This window comes from Corynebacterium belfantii, from assembly GCF_041898185.1.
Classification (GTDB): Bacteria; Actinomycetota; Actinomycetes; order Mycobacteriales; family Mycobacteriaceae; genus Corynebacterium; species Corynebacterium belfantii.
Window position 1 is genome coordinate 1,692,596 of the sequence record NZ_CP157823.1, and the last position, 17,746, is coordinate 1,710,341.

The 17,746-nt window shown below is 49.9% G+C and carries 16 protein-coding genes; 5 read left to right on the top strand and 11 right to left on the bottom strand.

The genetic code is table 11. The features are described 5' to 3' along the window. Window positions 1-240: 240 nt before the first annotated feature. Window positions 241-1,239: a transcription termination factor NusA gene (gene nusA / locus ABMV07_RS08460; RefSeq protein WP_014303545.1), complete on the bottom strand. Its 999-nt coding sequence runs from the start codon at window positions 1,237-1,239 to the stop codon at window positions 241-243. Beyond that, the gene (rimP, locus tag ABMV07_RS08465) at window positions 1,236-1,790 is read right to left on the bottom strand and encodes a ribosome maturation factor RimP (protein WP_088266258.1); all 555 of its coding nucleotides are present in this window, start codon (window positions 1,788-1,790) and stop codon (window positions 1,236-1,238) included. The genes nusA and rimP overlap by 4 nt, the downstream gene beginning before the upstream one ends. Before the next feature lie 51 nt (window positions 1,791-1,841). Here rimP and ABMV07_RS08470 point away from each other — a divergent pair, with 51 nt between their 5' ends. Beyond that, window positions 1,842-2,750 (top strand): DUF4439 domain-containing protein, encoded by a 909-nt coding sequence (locus ABMV07_RS08470; protein WP_088266256.1) that lies wholly within the window; start codon window positions 1,842-1,844, stop codon window positions 2,748-2,750. Window positions 2,751-2,826: 76 nt separating this feature from the next. Here the strand turns inward: ABMV07_RS08470 and ABMV07_RS08475 are convergent, their stop codons facing one another. Beyond that, window positions 2,827-4,584 (bottom strand): proline--tRNA ligase, encoded by a 1,758-nt coding sequence (locus ABMV07_RS08475; protein WP_088266254.1) that lies wholly within the window; start codon window positions 4,582-4,584, stop codon window positions 2,827-2,829. Window positions 4,585-4,615: 31 nt separating this feature from the next. Between ABMV07_RS08475 and yaaA the strand changes: the two genes are divergently transcribed. Further along, window positions 4,616-5,362, top strand: coding sequence for a peroxide stress protein YaaA (gene yaaA / locus ABMV07_RS08480; RefSeq protein WP_088266253.1), 747 nt, complete (start codon window positions 4,616-4,618; stop codon window positions 5,360-5,362). Between the two features lie 19 nt (window positions 5,363-5,381). On the opposite strand, the gene cobA is transcribed toward yaaA, so the two are convergent. Beyond that, window positions 5,382-6,206, bottom strand: a complete 825-nt coding sequence (gene cobA, locus ABMV07_RS08485; protein ID WP_088266252.1) for a uroporphyrinogen-III C-methyltransferase — start codon at window positions 6,204-6,206, stop codon at window positions 5,382-5,384. On the opposite strand from cobA, the gene ABMV07_RS08490 reads away from it, so the two are divergent. Further along, window positions 6,205-7,551, top strand: coding sequence for a YdiU family protein (locus ABMV07_RS08490; RefSeq protein WP_197691754.1), 1,347 nt, complete (start codon window positions 6,205-6,207; stop codon window positions 7,549-7,551). The genes cobA and ABMV07_RS08490 overlap by 2 nt on opposite strands. A 3-nt stretch (window positions 7,552-7,554) precedes the next feature. Here the strand turns inward: ABMV07_RS08490 and ABMV07_RS08495 are convergent, their stop codons facing one another. From ABMV07_RS08495 to mqo, 7 genes are all read right to left on the bottom strand, one after another. Then, window positions 7,555-8,679 (bottom strand): GTP-binding protein, encoded by a 1,125-nt coding sequence (locus tag ABMV07_RS08495; RefSeq protein ID WP_197691755.1) that lies wholly within the window; start codon window positions 8,677-8,679, stop codon window positions 7,555-7,557. Between the two features lie 19 nt (window positions 8,680-8,698). Further along, window positions 8,699-9,145: a methylated-DNA--[protein]-cysteine S-methyltransferase gene (locus ABMV07_RS08500; RefSeq protein ID WP_306304263.1), complete on the bottom strand. Its 447-nt coding sequence runs from the start codon at window positions 9,143-9,145 to the stop codon at window positions 8,699-8,701. A 52-nt stretch (window positions 9,146-9,197) separates the two neighbouring features. Continuing rightward, window positions 9,198-10,577, bottom strand: a complete 1,380-nt coding sequence (locus ABMV07_RS08505) for a cobyrinate a,c-diamide synthase (protein WP_088266245.1) — start codon at window positions 10,575-10,577, stop codon at window positions 9,198-9,200. Continuing rightward, a complete protein-coding gene (cobO, locus tag ABMV07_RS08510; RefSeq protein WP_197691756.1) occupies window positions 10,571-11,191 on the bottom strand; it encodes a cob(I)yrinic acid a,c-diamide adenosyltransferase in 621 nt (206 codons plus the stop codon). The genes ABMV07_RS08505 and cobO overlap by 7 nt, the downstream gene beginning before the upstream one ends. 121 nt (window positions 11,192-11,312) lie before the next feature. After that, window positions 11,313-12,125, bottom strand: coding sequence for a vWA domain-containing protein (locus tag ABMV07_RS08515; protein WP_088266243.1), 813 nt, complete (start codon window positions 12,123-12,125; stop codon window positions 11,313-11,315). Continuing rightward, window positions 12,079-13,164, bottom strand: coding sequence for an ATP-binding protein (locus ABMV07_RS08520; protein ID WP_088266242.1), 1,086 nt, complete (start codon window positions 13,162-13,164; stop codon window positions 12,079-12,081). The genes ABMV07_RS08515 and ABMV07_RS08520 overlap by 47 nt, the downstream gene beginning before the upstream one ends. Window positions 13,165-13,360: 196 nt before the next feature. Beyond that, window positions 13,361-14,860 carry a malate dehydrogenase (quinone) gene (gene mqo, locus ABMV07_RS08525; protein ID WP_197691410.1) on the bottom strand — a complete coding sequence of 500 codons (1,500 nt, stop codon included), beginning with the start codon at window positions 14,858-14,860 and terminating at the stop codon, window positions 13,361-13,363. Window positions 14,861-15,236: 376 nt separating this feature from the next. Here mqo and ABMV07_RS08530 point away from each other — a divergent pair, with 376 nt between their 5' ends. Both ABMV07_RS08530 and mtr read left to right on the top strand, forming a co-directional pair. After that, window positions 15,237-16,250 carry an alpha/beta hydrolase gene (locus tag ABMV07_RS08530; protein ID WP_196977546.1) on the top strand — a complete coding sequence of 338 codons (1,014 nt, stop codon included), beginning with the start codon at window positions 15,237-15,239 and terminating at the stop codon, window positions 16,248-16,250. A 97-nt stretch (window positions 16,251-16,347) separates the two neighbouring features. Next, window positions 16,348-17,739 (top strand): mycothione reductase, encoded by a 1,392-nt coding sequence (gene mtr / locus ABMV07_RS08535; protein WP_088266239.1) that lies wholly within the window; start codon window positions 16,348-16,350, stop codon window positions 17,737-17,739. The last annotated feature ends 7 nt before the right edge of the window (window positions 17,740-17,746 follow it).

Consider the following 17,746-nt stretch of genomic DNA (forward strand, 5'->3'; position numbering starts at 1 on the left):
TCTATGCGTACTAGAACAAGCATCCATATTTGGATTTCTCTCAACGTATGCGGTACGAACTTTGCGCTACGTTTTAGCCATGAATTGGCTGTTGCACGCATGCAAACAAATCGACCGTACGTTGGGCCGTTAGATAGTGTACGCCATGTTGGCCCAGAACAATAACCTGTTAAAAAAAATTTAGCCGCATCAACATCTTCCCCCATGGAAGTATTGATACGGCTTAAGCACTACAAGTAATTAGCTTGCATCTGAACGGATGTCAATTTTCCAACCGGTCAGACGAGCTGCTAGGCGCGCATTTTGTCCTTCTTTGCCAATCGCCAATGATAATTGGTAATCAGGCACAGTTACCTGAGCTGTCTGAGCTTCAGCATCAGTGACTTCCACATGAACGACTTTTGATGGTGCAAGCGCATTACCAACAAACTTAGCTGGATCATCGTCGAAGTCGATGATATCGATCTTTTCACCGCCAAGCTCATTCATGATGTTGTTGACGCGCTGCCCACGTGGTCCAATGCAGGCACCTTTAGCGTTTAGCCCCTTGACCGTCGCCTTCACTGCCACCTTAGAACGGTGTCCCGCTTCACGAGCGATACCGATGATTTCTACAGATCCGTCAGCAACTTCTGGTACTTCTAGTTCAAACAATCGTCGAACTAATTCTGGGTGAGTACGCGAAAGATTGATCTGAAGATCACGTGGGGTGCGGTTAATTCCTACAACGTAAGCTTTAACGCGATCACCATGTTTAAAGCTTTCACCAGGAATTTGTTCTGCGGGGATCAAAATTCCGTCTTGGCCGTCAACCTCGGTTCCAAGGTGGATAACTACGATACCTTTTTCGTTGGCGAAGATATCAGCTTGTACGATACCTGACACAACGCGACCTTCGTATTCACTGTAAGCATCATATGCTTTCAGTGTTTCCGCTTCACGCAAACGACGAACAATGGCATCGCGAACGGCTTGCGCACCAACGCGTCCAAAATTTTCAGGGGTATCATCGTATTCAGTGGTGACCACACCGTCTTCATCAAGCTCGGAGACGATAACCGAAACGTGGCCGGTCACCGAATTGATGTCCACGCGCGCACGGGAATTTTCAACCGTATTTGTGTCTTTGTACTCTTGGTACGCAAATAGAAGAGCCCGTGCAATTGTTTCAAGCAATTCATCAACAGCGATGTTTCTATCCGCTTCAATTGCTTTCAGCGCTTGGACGTCAATATTCACTTGTTTTCCTCTCCCCTATCAAGGGCTTGATCAAATTCGAGTGCGGTTAAGGCTAACTCATCTTCCGCAGGTTTAGCGAATTCAATTTCTACCACCGCTTGTGTGTTTTCTGCCAATTGAACACTACGGACGACGAGTTTTTTATCCCGACGCTTCACTACAATGACCGCAGTCTCGCCGTCGTTAAGGGCACCGATTCGCTCTACAGACTTTTTACCTTCAACTTCGAGGGCGACTAACCTGTGTCGATTACGGCGCCACCTGCGTGCACTAGCTAGTGGTTGATCTAAACCTAGAGTTCCTACCTCCAAGGTATATCCTGCACCAAAACTCAGCTCACCTGCTGCTTCACCAGCATCAAATACCTCAGATAATTGATTTGATACAAGTTCTAATTGGTCAAGGTCAGGGCGAAAATCAGAGTCAACAGAAACTGCAATGAGCGACTTTTTACCCGCCTTATTGATTCGGATACCTTCTAAGTCCATATTGTGTTGCGCAACAACTGGAGTAACGAGCTCAGTTAATACTTCTACCGTAGGAAACGCCATGGTGGTTATGGTAGCTGCTCAACGAAACTCATTCCACTGAAGACCGGTAGAATGCGTGAGGTGATTTTTCTTCAGCGATCAACAACAAGTGCGATCTCAGCAATCTGTCTGCTCGGGTGTGTAGTGGCCTGCAATATAAGCCCCTCCCCCGAACCAAACGCCACATTGATAGATCTAGCGGCAATCGCACACAATGACGCTGCAGTACTCCAAAGCAAAAACTCCGCCTTAGCCCAGCAGCGCCACGCTGACTCCGAGGAATTGATAAGCGAAATTCAACGGCTTTGCGGTACCAATTCCGAAGGCAAGCTGCCCGAGTCTTGCTCGAATGAGGTCGTCCAAGGGGCCGTCGATAAGCAGGCTGTATCGATTAAAAAGACTGTTACAGAGTCTGATGCTGCTACCCAGTCCGCACAGGCTATTGTCTCCTCTGTTGATTCTGTTCCTAGTGAATCATTAGGCCTACTTGGGCAACAGCTAGTCGATCTCGTCCGCGCTGGCGCAGCTGCCCCTCAATCTGGAATTGCACAACTAGATCCTCGGAATGAGATTAACAAGGGTACAAGCAAAGATGACCTCATCCACGATGGAGAAAGCCTCAAAAAGGCTCTCGATTGGGAGTATTCAGCAATTTATGGGCTAGGTGTCGCACTAGCCCATTCTCCAGCAAGTTCTAGAACCGCAGTATCTGATGCCATCACCGCACATCGTGATCGAGTAGAACTGTTAGAATCCAGCTTCGCCGAGTCATTCCCCAATGAAACAATCCCACGACCTGAAGCAGCATACGAATTTTCTGGCTATCCAGAACCACATGACGCTCAATCTTCCCGAGCATTTATTGATTCCCTAGAAGCAGATTCTGCAGCATGGTGGCTACATGCCCTTTCAGAATCACATTCGGCTACCTGGCGGGCCTTGTGTGCTTCACTCGCAGCACAAAGTGCAGCTCGACGTTAAGAAAAAACACTAAAGCCTCTCGAGATCGTAGTCCCAAGAAAGGCTTTAGTACTGCGCTTACAGCGCGATTCCACTACTAGCGACTCAGTTTAGCCAAGACCGTATCAACGATCTCATCTGCCGACACCAAGACTGTTTCCTGTCCACGTTCACGTAGCTCAATGTTGCCATCTTTGAAAGCACGACCCAAGACCACAACAAATGGCATACCCAGCAGTTCAGCGTCTTTGAACTTCACGCCGGGGCTCACCTTAGGGCGATCATCGAACAACACCTCAATGCCATGCGAGTTAAGAGCTGCCACAAGTGCATCGCCTGCTTCAATAGCTTCCTTGTCTTTGTTGGCAACGACAACATGCACTTGGTAAGGAGCAACCTCGAGCGGCCAGTTCAGACCAGTTTCATCATGGCGCTGTTCAGCAAGAACAGCCATCAATCGAGAAACACCAATGCCGTAGGAACCCATCGTAGGGATTGCACGTTTACCGGACTCGTCCAAGATCTGAACATCGAATGCCTCTGTGTACTTGCGCCCCAGCTGGAAGATGTGTCCAACCTCAATGCCGCGTGCAAGTGTCAAAGTACCCTGTCCCTCTGGCGCTGGGTCACCTTCGCGAATTTCAGCAGCCTCGATGTATCCATCAACCGTAAAGTCACGGCCCATAGTCAAGCCAACAACATGGTGTTCAACGGCATCTGCACCGGCAATCCATGAAGTTCCACTCACGACACGAGGATCAGCTAATACCTTCACATCATGGGCATTCAAAGACCGTGGACCAACGTAGCCCTTGACCAAGAATGGATTATTTTTGAAGTCCTCTTCTGAGGCTAATTCAACTTCAGCAGGCTCGACGGAGGCTTCAAGGCGCTTCATGTCTACTTCACGATCACCTGGCAATAAAATGCCCGCAAGCTCTGCTTCTTCAGCGCCAGGCTGGGTGATCTTAACCAACAAACACTTCAATGTGTCTGCAGCTGCAACAGGACGGTCTTCAACGGTAACGCCAGCAGACTGCGCCCATTGAACTAGCGCTTCAATGGTTTCAGCATTAGGCGTTTCGTACTCAACGGCCTCGGGTGCTTGTTCGAGCGGACGCTCTACTCCCGGCTGAGTAACTACGGCCTCGACGTTCGCAGCATATGGCCCTTCAGTGGCACGTACGAAAGTATCTTCACCATTGTCGCTTACGGCAAGGAACTCTTCTGAAGCCGAGCCTCCCATAGCACCCGAAGTTGCAGCACAAATAACGTATTCCACACCGAGGCGATCGAGGATTCGCTGATATGCCTCACGATGGCGCTGATACGACTCTTCTAGCCCAGCGTCAGACATATCAAAGGAATAAGAATCCTTCATGACAAACTCTCGGCCACGAAGAATACCGGCACGAGGGCGCTCTTCATCACGATACTTTGTCTGGATCTGATACAAGGTGACTGGGAAATCCTTGTAGGACGAATACATGTCCTTGACAGCCGAGGCGAACATTTCTTCATGCGTTGGCCCTAGAAGATAGTCGCCACCTTTGCGGTCTTTCAGGCGGAACAGGGAATCACCGTATTCGGTCCAACGATGAGTCTGCTCATACGGTTCACGAGGCAACAGCGCAGGGAACAAAAGCTCTTGCGCCCCAATGGCATCCATTTCTTCTCGCACGACAGTTTCTACTTTGCGCAACGTGCGAAGTCCCAGCGGCAACCAAGTATATACACCAGGAGCTGTTCGACGAATGTATCCCGCACGAACAAGCAACTTGTGGCTTGGTACTTCTGCATCAGCAGGGTCTTCGCGCAGAGTGCGAAGGAAAAGTGTAGAAAGACGTGTAATCATAAAGGCTTAATATACCCGTTAGGATGTAGGCATGCTCATTGTGTTGCCACCTTCCGAGACGAAGGCTGTTGGGGGAAAGAACCCAGCTATCGATTTCGATTCACTTCACTTCCCTACCTTGAATCCGATCCGCAAGAAAATCGCCCACGATTTAGCGAGATTAGACATATCTCAGGCACAAGAAATCCTGAAGTTAAGTCAAAAACTACTTCCGGAAGCCCAGCGCAACATCGAACTATTCCAATCCCCTACAATGCCTGCAGTATTACGGTATACGGGAGTGCTTTACGACGCTCTCGATGCCACCTCTTTACCCAGCAGCACATGGGAACATCTCGCTATCGGTTCCGCACTATTTGGTATTGTCATGGCCAACGACAATATCCCCCATTATCGACTTTCTGGCACCACGAAACTGCCGTGCGCCGACGCAAGTGTGCCCACTTTGAAACGTCGTTGGGGCAATGCCATCAGCACAGCATTGTCTGACACAAATGAAGTTATCCTCGATCTTCGATCTGGTACTTATCAACAACTTGGAAAAGTCAAACATGCGATCACTGTCCGTGTCGAATCAGAAGATTCCGATGGAAAACGATCAGTGATCAGCCACTTTAACAAACACTACAAGGGGCAACTCGCACGTGCTTTGCTGCTTCACGACGTCACCCCTGACCCCGACCACGCCGTTGAAGACCTCATCGGAATGGCTCAAGAATGTGGCTTTGCCGTAGAACATTCGAAGCCACATGAGCTCACAGTAGTGATCACACAATGATTACTAGACAATCCAATGATTAGGCCTGAAGGCCTGCCACCTCACCAATGATATAGACAGCTGGAGGTTTGATGTCATTATCTTTCATCGCTTGCCTCAACTGAGCCAAAGTCGTTTTAAACGACTTTTGGTTTTCTGTCGATCCTTCTTGCACGACGGCAACCGGAGTATCAGCGCCCCGACCAGCGTCGATAAGCGCTTGAGCGATGGCACCAGCGTTTTTCACGCCCATGATCACAGACAACGTACCTCCTGTGTGGGCTAATGCCTCCCAATCATTTAGCGACTGCGGATGCTGCGGAGGAACATGCCCAGAAATAACGGTAAAGGAATGAACTACACCGCGTTGAGTAATCGGAATTCCAGCCAGCGCCGGAACCGACACCGCACTGGTAACACCAGGAATCACCTCGCACGCAATACCGTGCTTGGCACACGCTTGGAGTTCTTCAAAACCGCGACCGAAAATATAAGGATCGCCACCTTTGAGTCGCGCAACCTTCTTGCCAGCTTGAGCATGCTCAATCAAAAGTTCATTAATCTTAGATTGGGCCACCTGCTTACCATACGGCAACTTCGATACATCGATAATGTCCTTCGTGGATACATCGCATAATTGTGCAAGCTCACTAGCCGGCCCCAGATGATCTGCCAAAATAACATCTGCTTGTTGCAAACGGTGCATACCTCGAACTGTTATGAGGTCCCATGCGCCAGGGCCACCACCAATGAGACTAACCGGAGCGGTCCACGAGTCTGAAGACGAAAACATACCTGCCAGTTTAAACAGCTTCCTATTCCGGCTTGAAATCTCCGTGAATTTTTTCATTATCCTGTAAACCATGCCACTTACCTTTGCTCACTCCTTCGCCGATGCTGTCCCCTCCTTATCAGTTCCATGGCGCGCTGAGCAGTGGCCTGATCCGCGTATTATCGTGTTTAATCACGAACTCGGCCAAGAATTAGGAATTGATGAGGCCTCCCTCCTTTCGACCATTACGCAACAAGGACATGCCCAAGCCTACTCAGGGCACCAATTCGGCCATTTCAATCCATTACTCGGAGACGGTCGAGCGCTCGTTCTAGGAGATTGTGCACAAACGAATGCACCACATGGTCAGTACGAAATTTCTTTGAAAGGAGCCGGCCCGACCCCATTTGCGCGCCGGGGCGACGGACGCGCAACCCTTGGCCCCATGTTGAGGGAATATCTTATTTCCGAAGCCCTCCACGGCCTAGGGATTCCCACTACACGATCTCTCGCCGCTATTACAACTGGTATCGATGTCCAACGCGAACGCATGTTACCCGGCGCGGTTGTCGTAAGAGTCGCGCAAAATCATCTTCGTGTGGGAAGCGTGCAATATGCCGCAACGCGTGACGGCGATTCATTGGCAACGTTGGTCCGTTATGCCCTGTCGTCTCATGAGGATGGTGTCAGTGATGCGGAGGCTGCTGGATTATTGTTGCGGCGTGTGACTACGTCTCAAGCGAAGTTAGTAGCGCAGTGGATGCGCTTTGGGTTTGTGCATGGTGTGATGAATACCGATAATGTGACGCTTTCTGGGCAAACCATTGATTTTGGACCGTGCGCTTTTATTGATTCTTTTCATCCTCAAGCGGTCTTTTCGAGCATTGACTCCCATGGTCGATATTCATTTGGCCGTCAGCCAAACATCATGGGGTGGAATATCGCTCGGTTGGCAGAAGCTCTTTTACCACTCATGCCTATTGATGAAGCTCGCGCTATTGTCCATGAGTTTCCGGATATGTATCGTCGTTCTTGGCTTGATGAGATGGCCCATGCAGTTGGTATTAGTCCAGACGATGATCACACTGCCGGTGTGCTTGATGATTTGGTGGCTTTATTAGATGTTCATCGTCCGGATTACGCGCAATTCATGCGGAGTCTGAGTGATGGAACGACTGTTTCTCTTTTCCCATGGGCGCAGCAATGGGAGGCAGAGGTTTCTTCGCTACGTGTAGCAACTCCTCGTAATCCGGTCTATGTTCCTCGGAATTATCTCGTAGAAGATGCTCTTGAGCACGCTATGGATGCGGATATGTCTGCGTTTTCTTTACTTGTGGAGGCTGGGAAAAACCCTTATCTTCGAGAGAAGCGATTTGAAAAATTGGATAATCCTGCCCCTGAAACATGGCAGGATTATGTGACTTATTGTGGCACTTAGGCGCTAGCTCGTTGCTGTATCGGCGGTGCTCAGCAGTTGTTGTACTTCGGAATCGCTGAGCATGGCTTCATTGAGAAGTTGCTGGGCTTGAGCGTGATCAAAATTTACGCCAATGACGACAATTTCGTTTGAGGGCGTAATTCCAGCTGATTGCCAGTAGCCTGCAGGCGCAATCCGTAGGTCAGGTCCGGCTTGATGCCATACCTGTACCATATCGATGCGGTCGGAAATCCAGCAGTGTCCTTTGGAACGCACGATCCCACGAGTCGAGCGCAAGGCGGCTATGAGGCGCTGCCGGTCAAAGGGACGATCTCCTTTGAAAACGAAAGAGCTAATTCCGTATTCCTCAGTTTCTGGGGTGTGTGGATTATCTAGTTCTGCAACATACCCCTGATAGGTCCGCGCAGTTTCTTCGTCGTAGCACATGGCCCCGAGCAGGTCATTGATGGCATTTCGGTTTTCACCGCTGACAGTAATGACTCGACCGTCGACAAGTTTGTCGATACTTGCGCGGGGATTCATACGACGCACGAGTGCTTCAGTGGCATGGTAGCGCTCGTCATCGACTAGGTCTGATTTGGTGATGTAAATCTTGTCAGCGAATTCCACTTGATCAACGAGCAAATCAGCAATTGTTCGTTCGTCGTCTTCGGTGGCACCTAGATCACGGTCAGTGAGGTAGGTCTTCTTGCCCATGTAGGTCAAGAACTGAGAAGCGTCGACAAGAGTTGCCATCGTGTCGATCGGTGCAATGTCGGCTAGTCGAGTTCCATCGTCCCATACCCATTCGAAGGTGGCGGCAACCGGCATTGGTTCGGATATGCCCGTTGACTCAATCACAATGTGATCGTAGTCGCCGCTTGATGCTAGTGCGCCGACGGACTGGACCAAGTCATCGCGAAGCGTGCAGCAAATGCAGCCGTTGGTTAGTTCAACAAATTTGTCTTCGCCGCGTTCAAGATGCCCTTCACCTGCGATGAGAGCTGCATCAATGTTGATTTCTGAAAAGTCATTGACAATGACCGCTATTTTTTTGGATTCGCGGTTAGACAGCATTTGGTTGAGAAGCGTGGTTTTTCCTGATCCTAGGAAACCAGACAAGACGGTGACGGGAGTTGAATACGACATTCCTTAATGGATACAGTTTTCAGTTATTATGTGCAACTTCCCGTGTTAACAACGACCGTTTAACGGCAAGACCATAGCGAAATCCACCATAAGAACCATCAGAACGAATCGCACGATGACAGGGCACAAATAATGCCACCGGATTGTTCGCACATGCCGACGCCGCAGCCCTTACTGCACCTTCATGTCCGCTCATCCTCGCCAACGTTGTATACGATACTGGCGTACCACTCGGAACTCTTCGAAGAGCAGACCATACAGACATCCGAAAATCCGTAGCCTTGTATAGAAGCGGCACCGTGACAATCCCTGCGAACTGACCGTCATAGTACGCACTGATGACAGTTTGTATAGATAGCGAAACATCAGCCTCCCGCATGCTCAGAGGTCGAAAGTCTCGATGGATCAAGCCAACAAGTTCACTCACATTTTCCGTCCATCCTGATGCCAAAATTTTGTGTGTCATCGAATCGGTGACAACACAAAACTGGCCATCAGGAGTGGAAACAAAACCGTACTCAGCGTGCACAGGCCTCTACAAACTTTCTCACAGCGGCGGGAACAGCAGCAGGATGGACATGAAGGTAACTAGCATGAACGTTGCCTGATACAAATCCTTCAACTTTGGGACTTCCATCCCAAGCACGCCAACCCCATGCGCTATCCCAACCAGGTACCACTGAATCCGCAATTGCTGTGTGATGGAACTCGTGGCCTGTTACTCGTTCACCGGCACGATAAATCACCGAATCATGTACCACTACCGCATCTCGGTACCCTAGCGTGAGGCGGCGTCCCATAGCACCCTGAGTAGGGATGACATCAAGCATCGGATGCCCGTCAAGGGTAGAAAGCAACCACAACAAGCCGGCACATTCTGCATGCACAGGGATCCCTTGAGCTATCGCATCACGCACTTGTTCTTTAAGCTCCGCCCGCTTCTCCAACACATCACAATGTTCTTCAGGGAAACCACCTGGGATGATCAAACCATCACACTGCGGCAATTCTTCAGATAAAGGATCAAAAGCAACAACTGTTGCGCCAGCAGCAGAAAGCATCTCAACATGTTCCGTATAAGTGAAAGAAAATGCCGGACCTCCGGCCAAAGCGATTACTGGTGCATGATCAAACCCTTCGGCCTCATCAATCCCCATGGCCAGCGCTGGATCCCACGCAGGACCGTTATAGGCACAATCAGCGAGCTCAATGAGGGCATCGAGATCAACGTGTTCTTCGACCATGATCGCCATTGCTGCAACAGCATCTTCAGCCGCATCAAGTTCAACGCTAGTGATAAGGCCTAAATGCCGCGATGGGACTTCGGCGTGATCTACTCTCGGAATTGTTCCTAATACGCGGACCCCCACAGCTTCAACTGCTTCGCGACAAACCTCCGCATGGCGATCAGTTCCAACCTTGTTGAGGATCACTCCAGCAATACGCACATGGGGATCAGCAGTAGCAAAGCCACGAACGACCGCTCCTACAGACTGGCTCATTCCGAGAACATCGACCACAAGAACAACGGGCAGGCCAAGAGCCGCTGCGATTTCCGCACTAGAACCTTGTGCTTGGGCATCCGCAGTATTTTGCCCCTGCACAATTCGACCATCAAAAAGACCCATCACACCTTCAACGATAGCGATATCAGCGTTGGCGCTTCCATGCGCATATAACGGACCGATTAAATCAATTCCGCACATCACAGAGTCAAGATTTCGACCTTGATGCCCCGCAGCCATACCGTGGTAACCGGGATCAATATAATCTGGGCCTACCTTAAAAGGTGCAACCCGCATCCTTCTAGACAATGCGGCCATCATGCCTGTTGCAATTGTGGTTTTGCCCGACCCTGATGAGGTTGCAGCAATGACGAACCCCGGCGTTGTTACCATTCGATGCCCTTTTGTCCCTTGCGACCAACATCCATCGGATGCTTAATCTTTGTCATCTCAGTAACCAAATCGGCGACGTCGATAAGCTCCGGTGCAGCATTTCGCCCTGTGATGACCACATGTTGAGTTCCTGGTCGATTCTTCAACGTCTCAACGACATCGTTGATGTCGATCCAACCCCACGCAATGGGATAAGTAAATTCATCGAGTACATAAAAATCATGAGTTTGGGACGCTAACCGCCGCTTAATCTCTTCCCATCCCTCGCGTGCATCACGAGCATGGTCTTCATCAGATCCTCGCTTTTTTGACCACGACCAGCCCTCCCCCATCTTGTGCCATTCAACAGGTCCCCCCACCCCACTATCGATATGTAATTGACCTAGTTGTTTGAACACGCTCTCCTCGCCAACACGCCATTTTGCGGATTTGACGAATTGGAAAACTCCGATGTTCATACCATGATTCCACGCACGTAGCGCCATACCAAAAGCAGCTGTTGATTTACCTTTGCCAGGACCAGCATGAACAGCTGTAATCGGCAACAACCTACGTTGACGAGTAGTTAAACCATCATCTGGAACCGAAGCTGGATCGAGTTTTCCTTGAGGCATGCGTGTCTCCCTTGCATCCAGTAGTTATGTCGTTGATCATGCGAGCAAATCATGCTTTCTCATATTTTCCGCATAAGCGAATGAAAAAGATAACCGCTGTGTGGCATTCTACCGTGAACGCCTACAGCGCTTTGATCAAACCTGACACCGAATCAGCGTTAAGTTCGTCAAGTTTGACACATACGCCTTGCAGCTGCTGCGCCAGTTCACGAGCCAACCCCAATGTCACCCGACCACCAGACTCGCAATCAACTACTACACTGCCGGTAAGTCCTCGACGTGCGATCCCTTGAGCTGCCGTACGTGCCCCTGCGAGTCCCGATCCGCCGGTTGCACGCCCATCAGATAATACGACAAGTAGAGCACGCCGATTCGGCTCCTTAATGAATTCTCTCTTGATAACCGAATGTGCCATGTTGAGTCCTTCGCCCAACGGAGTACGGCCACCCATCGTCACATTCGAAAGTCTCCGATACGCCACATCGATCGAACCCGTAGGCGGAAGCACTAGTTCTGGTGATGCACCACGCACACTAATAACAGCTACCTTGTCACGCCTTTGATACGCATCGCGCAGCATCGACAGCACGGCGCCGGTGACCGATGCCAGACGATCTTGTCCAGCCATAGAGCCAGAGGCATCAACCACAAATACTATGAGGTTAGATTCCATACCTCTGCGTAACGATCCTCGAAGATCTTCGGGGCGAAAATCAATCATCGAACCGCGGATACGAGCACCACGTTCAGCAGCCGCAAAAACTGATCCCACGATATTAATCCCGTGCCCGCCACGTACTGCACGCACTGTAGAACCGTTGGCTGAATATGCTTGTGAACGACGCCCTGCGGCGCCTTCATTACCTATTCCACTACGCCGAAAAACCTTAGGGACGAAAGGGGGCGCCTTGGGAAGCGCTGCCCTCCTGCTCATCGGAATCAGGAGTCTGAGTTTCTTGATCGTCTAGATGATCTTTTTGAACAGAAGTTTCGTTTTCTATTTGATCCTCATGTGCTGATTGTTCAGCAGGATCAACCATCTCTGGGTGCTGGTCACGCGCTTCATCCATAACTTCATCAAGTTGGTCTTGATCTAGGCCGGGTTCATCAAACGGATCCCTACGACGTCGATGTGGCAGAGCAAGTTCTACTGCTACTTTGATGTCCTCGTCAGTCACCAGCGAATCTCCGCGCCATGCCGTATGGGCAATAGCAGTACGAGCAATAACGAGATCAGCACGCATGCCATCGACATCAAAAGAAGCACAAATATGAGCGATGCGTGCCAAATTTGTATCACTAAGCACAATGCTATCCACACGTTCTTGCGCGCTCTTGATTGCTTGCGACGTGTTCTCGTCTAGTGCATGCCAGCGTTGTGCAAAATCAATGGGATTAGATTCAAAATCGAGTCGTCTGCGCATAATTTCTGCCCGAATCTGAACATCCTTCGATGCTGCAACATCTACAGAAAGTCCAAAACGATCGAGCAGCTGAGGCCGCAGCTCCCCTTCTTCTGGATTCATGGTTCCTACGAGCACAAAACGAGCAGGAGCTGTATGCGAAATACCATCACGTTCAACAGTCACCTGCCCAGTTGCGGCTGCATCAAGTAGCGCATCAACGAGATGATCAGCCAACAAGTTGACCTCATCGACGTACAAGACACCACCATGTGCTTGGGACAGCAAGCCCGGACGAAACTTAGCTTTTCCTGTTGTCAGCACAGTCTCCATATCTAACGAGCCAACAACGCGATCTTCCGTTGCTCCAATGGGAAGATTGACCAGTGGCGCATCACCTAGCAACGCTGCAAATGCACGAACCGCCGTCGTTTTCGCGGTTCCCTTTTCACCGCGGATTACTACGCCACCAATTCGAGGTGAAATCGCCGTAAGAATTAACGCGAGTCGCAGTTGATCTTGGCCTACAACAGCAGAAAAAGGAAATAGCGGAGACTGCTTCGTTGACATTATCTAATCCTTGAGGAGACGATGAGCTACCGCGCAGCATGAAGTAAACGCTGTAGCTCGACATGGTCAAACTTCCATTGAGTCTAGCTTAATGAAAATGCCTCGACGAAACGGGCACTTTCTGTGCACCGAACGACGAGGCATTGGGATCTAGGTTAATCCCATATACACCATTAAAAGTGTGCACAAAGCAGCTTTACTTCTTATCAAGCTGCAAAGTTGCTTGGGTGTGATCCCAGATCTCGTGGAAGAGCTTCTGATCCGTTGCCAAACGGATACCATATGAAGGGATCATATCTTTGATCGTTGAACCCCATTCCACCATCTTCTGACCGAAGCAGCGCTCGAGCAGCTCAAGCATTGCGGCTGGAGCGATAGACGCACCAGGCGAGGCACCCAAGATTCCCGCTACGGAGCCGTCAGCAGAGTTGATCAATGAAGTACCAAACGCAAGAGTCGAGAATCGAGGACCAACAACAGGCTGAATTGCCTGCACACGCTGACCAGCAGTGACCAGCTCCCAATCCTCATCCTTTGCATTAGGCATGTATTCACGCAGCGATTCCATGCGCGCAGCCTGGTCCTTCATGACCTCCGTGATGAGGTACTTGGTAAGGCCGAACTCTTGTGCACCAACACCCAAGTAGGACATCAAGTTGGTTGGACGAATCGACTTAAAGAGATCCAAATAGGAGCCCTTCTTCAAGAACTTCGGAGTCCACCCAGCATAAGGGCCAAACAGCAAGCCCTTTTCACCGTCGATCACACGGGTATCAAGGTGTGGAACCGACATCGGAGGCGCACCAATTGATGCCTTGCCATAAACTTTGGCAGCATGCTGTTCAATAATGTCAGGATTAGTGCATCGTAGCCACTGACCCGAAACTGGGAAGCCACCCCAACCACGGATTTCCACAATGCCCGTTTTCTGCAGCAATGGCAATGCCATGCCGCCAGCACCAACAAACACAAAGTTAGCGCGAATAACTTGGGTGTCTCCGGTATGGACATTCTTGACCGTCACACGCCACTTAGCGCCATCACGTTTAATGTCTTTAACTTCGTGCCCGTAACGGATCTCGGTGCCATTTTTCTCTGCGGCTTTAAGGAATTGACGCGTCTGGGAACCATAGTTGATATCCGTACCAGCGTCGGTCCATGAAATAGCAACTTTTTCAAACTCGCTACGACCATCAGCCATAAGCGGCAGCATTTCAGCGAACTTGGCACGATCATCCGTGTATTGCATGTTCGGGAACAGAGGGTGCGCAGCAAGTGCCTCGTAACGCTTCTTCAAATAAGCAACTTGGCCCTCGCCACGTCCGAAGGATACGTGTGGAACTGGGTTGATCCACTCACGTGGCGAAGGTAAAACGCCTTCGTTTACTTGGTAAGACCAAAACTGACGAGAAATTTGGAACTTTTCGTTAACACCCAAAGCCTTGTCAATTTGTACCCGCCCCTTCACCTCAGGCGTGTAGTTCAGCTCACATAGTGCCGAGTGACCCGTACCTGCGTTATTCCAAGGTGAAGAAGATTCTTGCGCGGGGGCATCCAAGCGCTCAAACATAACCTGGGTCCAACCAGGTTCCAAGGTGCGAAGCATTGCACCCAACGTAGCGCTCATAATGCCGGCACCGATGAGCGCAACATCGACCTCGTCGGTGACTTGTTGCGCAGTGGTGGAGTCTGCCATTTTAAACTTCCTTGAGTATTGCCTTCGACGTATTTCCCAGTGTCCCATGAACTAAAGTCAGCCGATCACTCGGCAACCGCTGTAGGAATTCACACGTTTTGTTTTACGTGCTCATCACCTACGGTTTGAACCATCAACCAAAATGCAAAATAGTTGACACATCCTTAAAAATTCAGTTCATCATCGGTTTAGTGTACGCCTGCAAAGCATTCGATTGGGCAATAACCCACCCATTTGTGGCTAGACCTGCATTTCTATGCAGTAGACCTCCCCCTAAAGATAGGTTAAAATCAACCCATTGGGGACTAGATAATTCCGATTGATTCATCTCAGGCTCACTTCCTTGTGCACACCAAACAAACTAAATTTATTGGGTATGACTGCTCCTGATTACGAATGGCAACCCGACATTTTAGGGAAAAGCTTTCAACAGCTCGTCATCCCGTTAGGCGCTGATCCCGTCAGCGAAGGTGGCGAAGGCGATATATTTGCCACGCTTGTACGCTACGCTCCCGCTGACCAACCACCAGCTACAAGCCGGACTGCAGTCCTTTTTGTCCACGGAATGACCGATTATTTTTTCCAACGCCATGTGGCACAGTGGTTTCATCAGCACGGATTCAGTGTGTACGCACTGGACCTTCGCAAGTGTGGTCGCTCTCATCGCAATGACCAGTCGTGGCACTACATATCGGATATTTCCCGATATTTCGAGGAGTTAGACCGCGCTAAATCCATCATCGAAGAGCTCCACCCAACAATATTTCCTATAGGACACTCAACCGGCGGATTAATTATTGCCCACTGGTTAGATGGCCTTCGCCAACGCGAGACTTTACATCCTACGATTCCCGGCGCGATACTCAACAGCCCGTGGCTGGACATGATGACTCCTGCAACGGTCACCCGAGCATTGAGGCCCATATTGACTCGCGCCGCACGACGTTTTCCCCATACTTCTTTCGGGCGTTCAAAAGAAGGTACCTATGGGCGGTCCTTACACGCTAGCCGCAGTGGGGAGTGGGACTATGATATAAGTTTTAAGCCTTTGACCGGCCATCTTCGTAAGCTCGGTTGGTTACATGCCATAGATACGGCGCAGTCATTGGTGCACAATGACGCAGTCGATTGCGGCATACCGCTTCTGATGTTGTGTTCTGACCATTCGTCATTACGCGGTAAGTTTTCTCCGCGTGCACAGGTTACTGACACTGTATTAGACGTTGAGCAAATGAAACGATGGGCACCCCATTTATCTGAATACGTCTCTGTGTGCACGATTCGCGGTGCTGTTCATGACGTATATCTCTCTCAGAAACCTGCACGTCTGCAAGCATTGGAGAAGTCGGTACGCTGGATGAACATAATTCTTTCTGAACACACAATCTGATCTTTGTTTCAGCTTCGAAATATATTTTGATACTGATAGTTTGTATGTCATCGTGACTCACTGCTTCCGGGTTCCCTGAAAGGACTCCTCTTTCCTTATGAATAATCAACAACCACGCCATTACGACCTGATCATTGTTGGCTCCGGATCAGGTAATTCCATCCCAGGTCCCGAATTTGACGATAAATCCATTGCCATCGTGGAAAAAGGGAAATTTGGTGGTACCTGCCTCAATGTAGGGTGCATTCCGACCAAGATGTTCGTGTACGCTTCTGAAATCGCCGAGGTCATCGCCGATTCCGAGCGCTTTGGCATTTCGGCTTCTATTGACTCCGTGCAGTGGCCTGACATCGTAGAGCGCGTATTTGCACATCGCATTGATCCTATTGCAGCAAGCGGCGAAGATTATCGACGCGGGGACAAAACTCCCAATATCGACGTATATGACCAACATGCGCGTTTTATTGCACCTAAAACATTGCAGATTGGCGATGGCGAAAACGCCCCGACTATTTCCGGTGACACTATCGTCATTGCCACCGGTTCGCGTCCATTTATTCCTTCTTATATTGAAGAATCAAAGGTCACCTATTACACCAATGAGACGATTATGCGGATGCCCGATTTGCCGCGTTCCATGGTTGTCTTGGGTGGTGGTTACATCGCTATGGAGTTTGCCCATGTGTTCTCCGCACTAGGAGTAAACGTAACGGTGGTCAATCGTTCGCCTCAGCTTCTTCGTGTACTCGATGCGGATATTTCTCATCGTTTCACTGAAATCACCAAGACCAAGATGGATTGTCGTCTGGGGCGCACAGTATCCAGCGTTGATCAGGACTCCAATGGTGTCACTTTGACGCTTGACGACGGCTCCACTGCAACCGGCGAAGTGCTTTTGGTGGCAACAGGTCGTATTCCTAATGGTGATCAGATGAATCTGGATTCAGCAGGAATCGACATGGATGGCAAACGCATTAAGGTTGATGATTTTGGTCGCACTACTGCCGACGGTGTGTGGGCACTAGGTGATGTGTCTTCTCCTTATCAGCTCAAGCATGTTGCTAATGCTGAAATGCGTGCAGTAAAGCATAATTTGCTACATCCTGAAGATCTCAAATCAATGCCGCATCAACATGTTCCTGCAGGTGTATTCACACACCCTCAGATTGCAACAGTAGGCCTTACTGAACAAGAAGCTCGTGACGCTGGATATTCCATCACAATAAAGATCCAAAACTATGGTGACGTAGCCTATGGCTGGGCTATGGAAGATACCCAACATTTTGCCAAGCTCATTGCGGATAAGAAGACAGGACGGCTGCTCGGCGCGCACTTTATCGGCCCTCAAGCCTCTACTCTTATTCAGCAGCTTATTACCGTCATGGCCTTCGATTTAGATGTGCGAGAGGTAGCAACAAAACAGTACTGGATCCATCCGGCACTGCCTGAGCTAACAGAAAACGCACTGCTCGGACTCGATTTCTCCTAATCGCATA

What these genes read in the sequence shown, in the direction of transcription:
- yaaA (WP_088266253.1), top strand. Translation starts at nt 4,616, where the DNA reads ATGCTCATTGTGTTGCCACCTTCCGAGACGAAGGCTGTTGGGGGAAAG.
- mtr (WP_088266239.1), top strand. Translation starts at nt 16,348, where the DNA reads ATGAATAATCAACAACCACGCCATTACGACCTGATCATTGTTGGCTCC.
- cobA (WP_088266252.1), bottom strand. Translation starts at nt 6,206, where the DNA reads ATGGTTTACAGGATAATGAAAAAATTCACGGAGATTTCAAGCCGGAAT.
- ABMV07_RS08470 (WP_088266256.1), top strand. Translation starts at nt 1,842, where the DNA reads ATGCGTGAGGTGATTTTTCTTCAGCGATCAACAACAAGTGCGATCTCA.
- ABMV07_RS08505 (WP_088266245.1), bottom strand. Translation starts at nt 10,577, where the DNA reads ATGGTAACAACGCCGGGGTTCGTCATTGCTGCAACCTCATCAGGGTCG.
- ABMV07_RS08500 (WP_306304263.1), bottom strand. Translation starts at nt 9,145, where the DNA reads ATGACACACAAAATTTTGGCATCAGGATGGACGGAAAATGTGAGTGAA.
- ABMV07_RS08490 (WP_197691754.1), top strand. Translation starts at nt 6,205, where the DNA reads ATGCCACTTACCTTTGCTCACTCCTTCGCCGATGCTGTCCCCTCCTTA.
- ABMV07_RS08475 (WP_088266254.1), bottom strand. Translation starts at nt 4,584, where the DNA reads ATGATTACACGTCTTTCTACACTTTTCCTTCGCACTCTGCGCGAAGAC.
- ABMV07_RS08495 (WP_197691755.1), bottom strand. Translation starts at nt 8,679, where the DNA reads ATGTCGTATTCAACTCCCGTCACCGTCTTGTCTGGTTTCCTAGGATCA.
- ABMV07_RS08520 (WP_088266242.1), bottom strand. Translation starts at nt 13,164, where the DNA reads ATGTCAACGAAGCAGTCTCCGCTATTTCCTTTTTCTGCTGTTGTAGGC.
- cobO (WP_197691756.1), bottom strand. Translation starts at nt 11,191, where the DNA reads ATGCCTCAAGGAAAACTCGATCCAGCTTCGGTTCCAGATGATGGTTTA.
- ABMV07_RS08515 (WP_088266243.1), bottom strand. Translation starts at nt 12,125, where the DNA reads ATGAGCAGGAGGGCAGCGCTTCCCAAGGCGCCCCCTTTCGTCCCTAAG.
- mqo (WP_197691410.1), bottom strand. Translation starts at nt 14,860, where the DNA reads ATGGCAGACTCCACCACTGCGCAACAAGTCACCGACGAGGTCGATGTT.
- rimP (WP_088266258.1), bottom strand. Translation starts at nt 1,790, where the DNA reads ATGGCGTTTCCTACGGTAGAAGTATTAACTGAGCTCGTTACTCCAGTT.
- ABMV07_RS08530 (WP_196977546.1), top strand. Translation starts at nt 15,237, where the DNA reads ATGACTGCTCCTGATTACGAATGGCAACCCGACATTTTAGGGAAAAGC.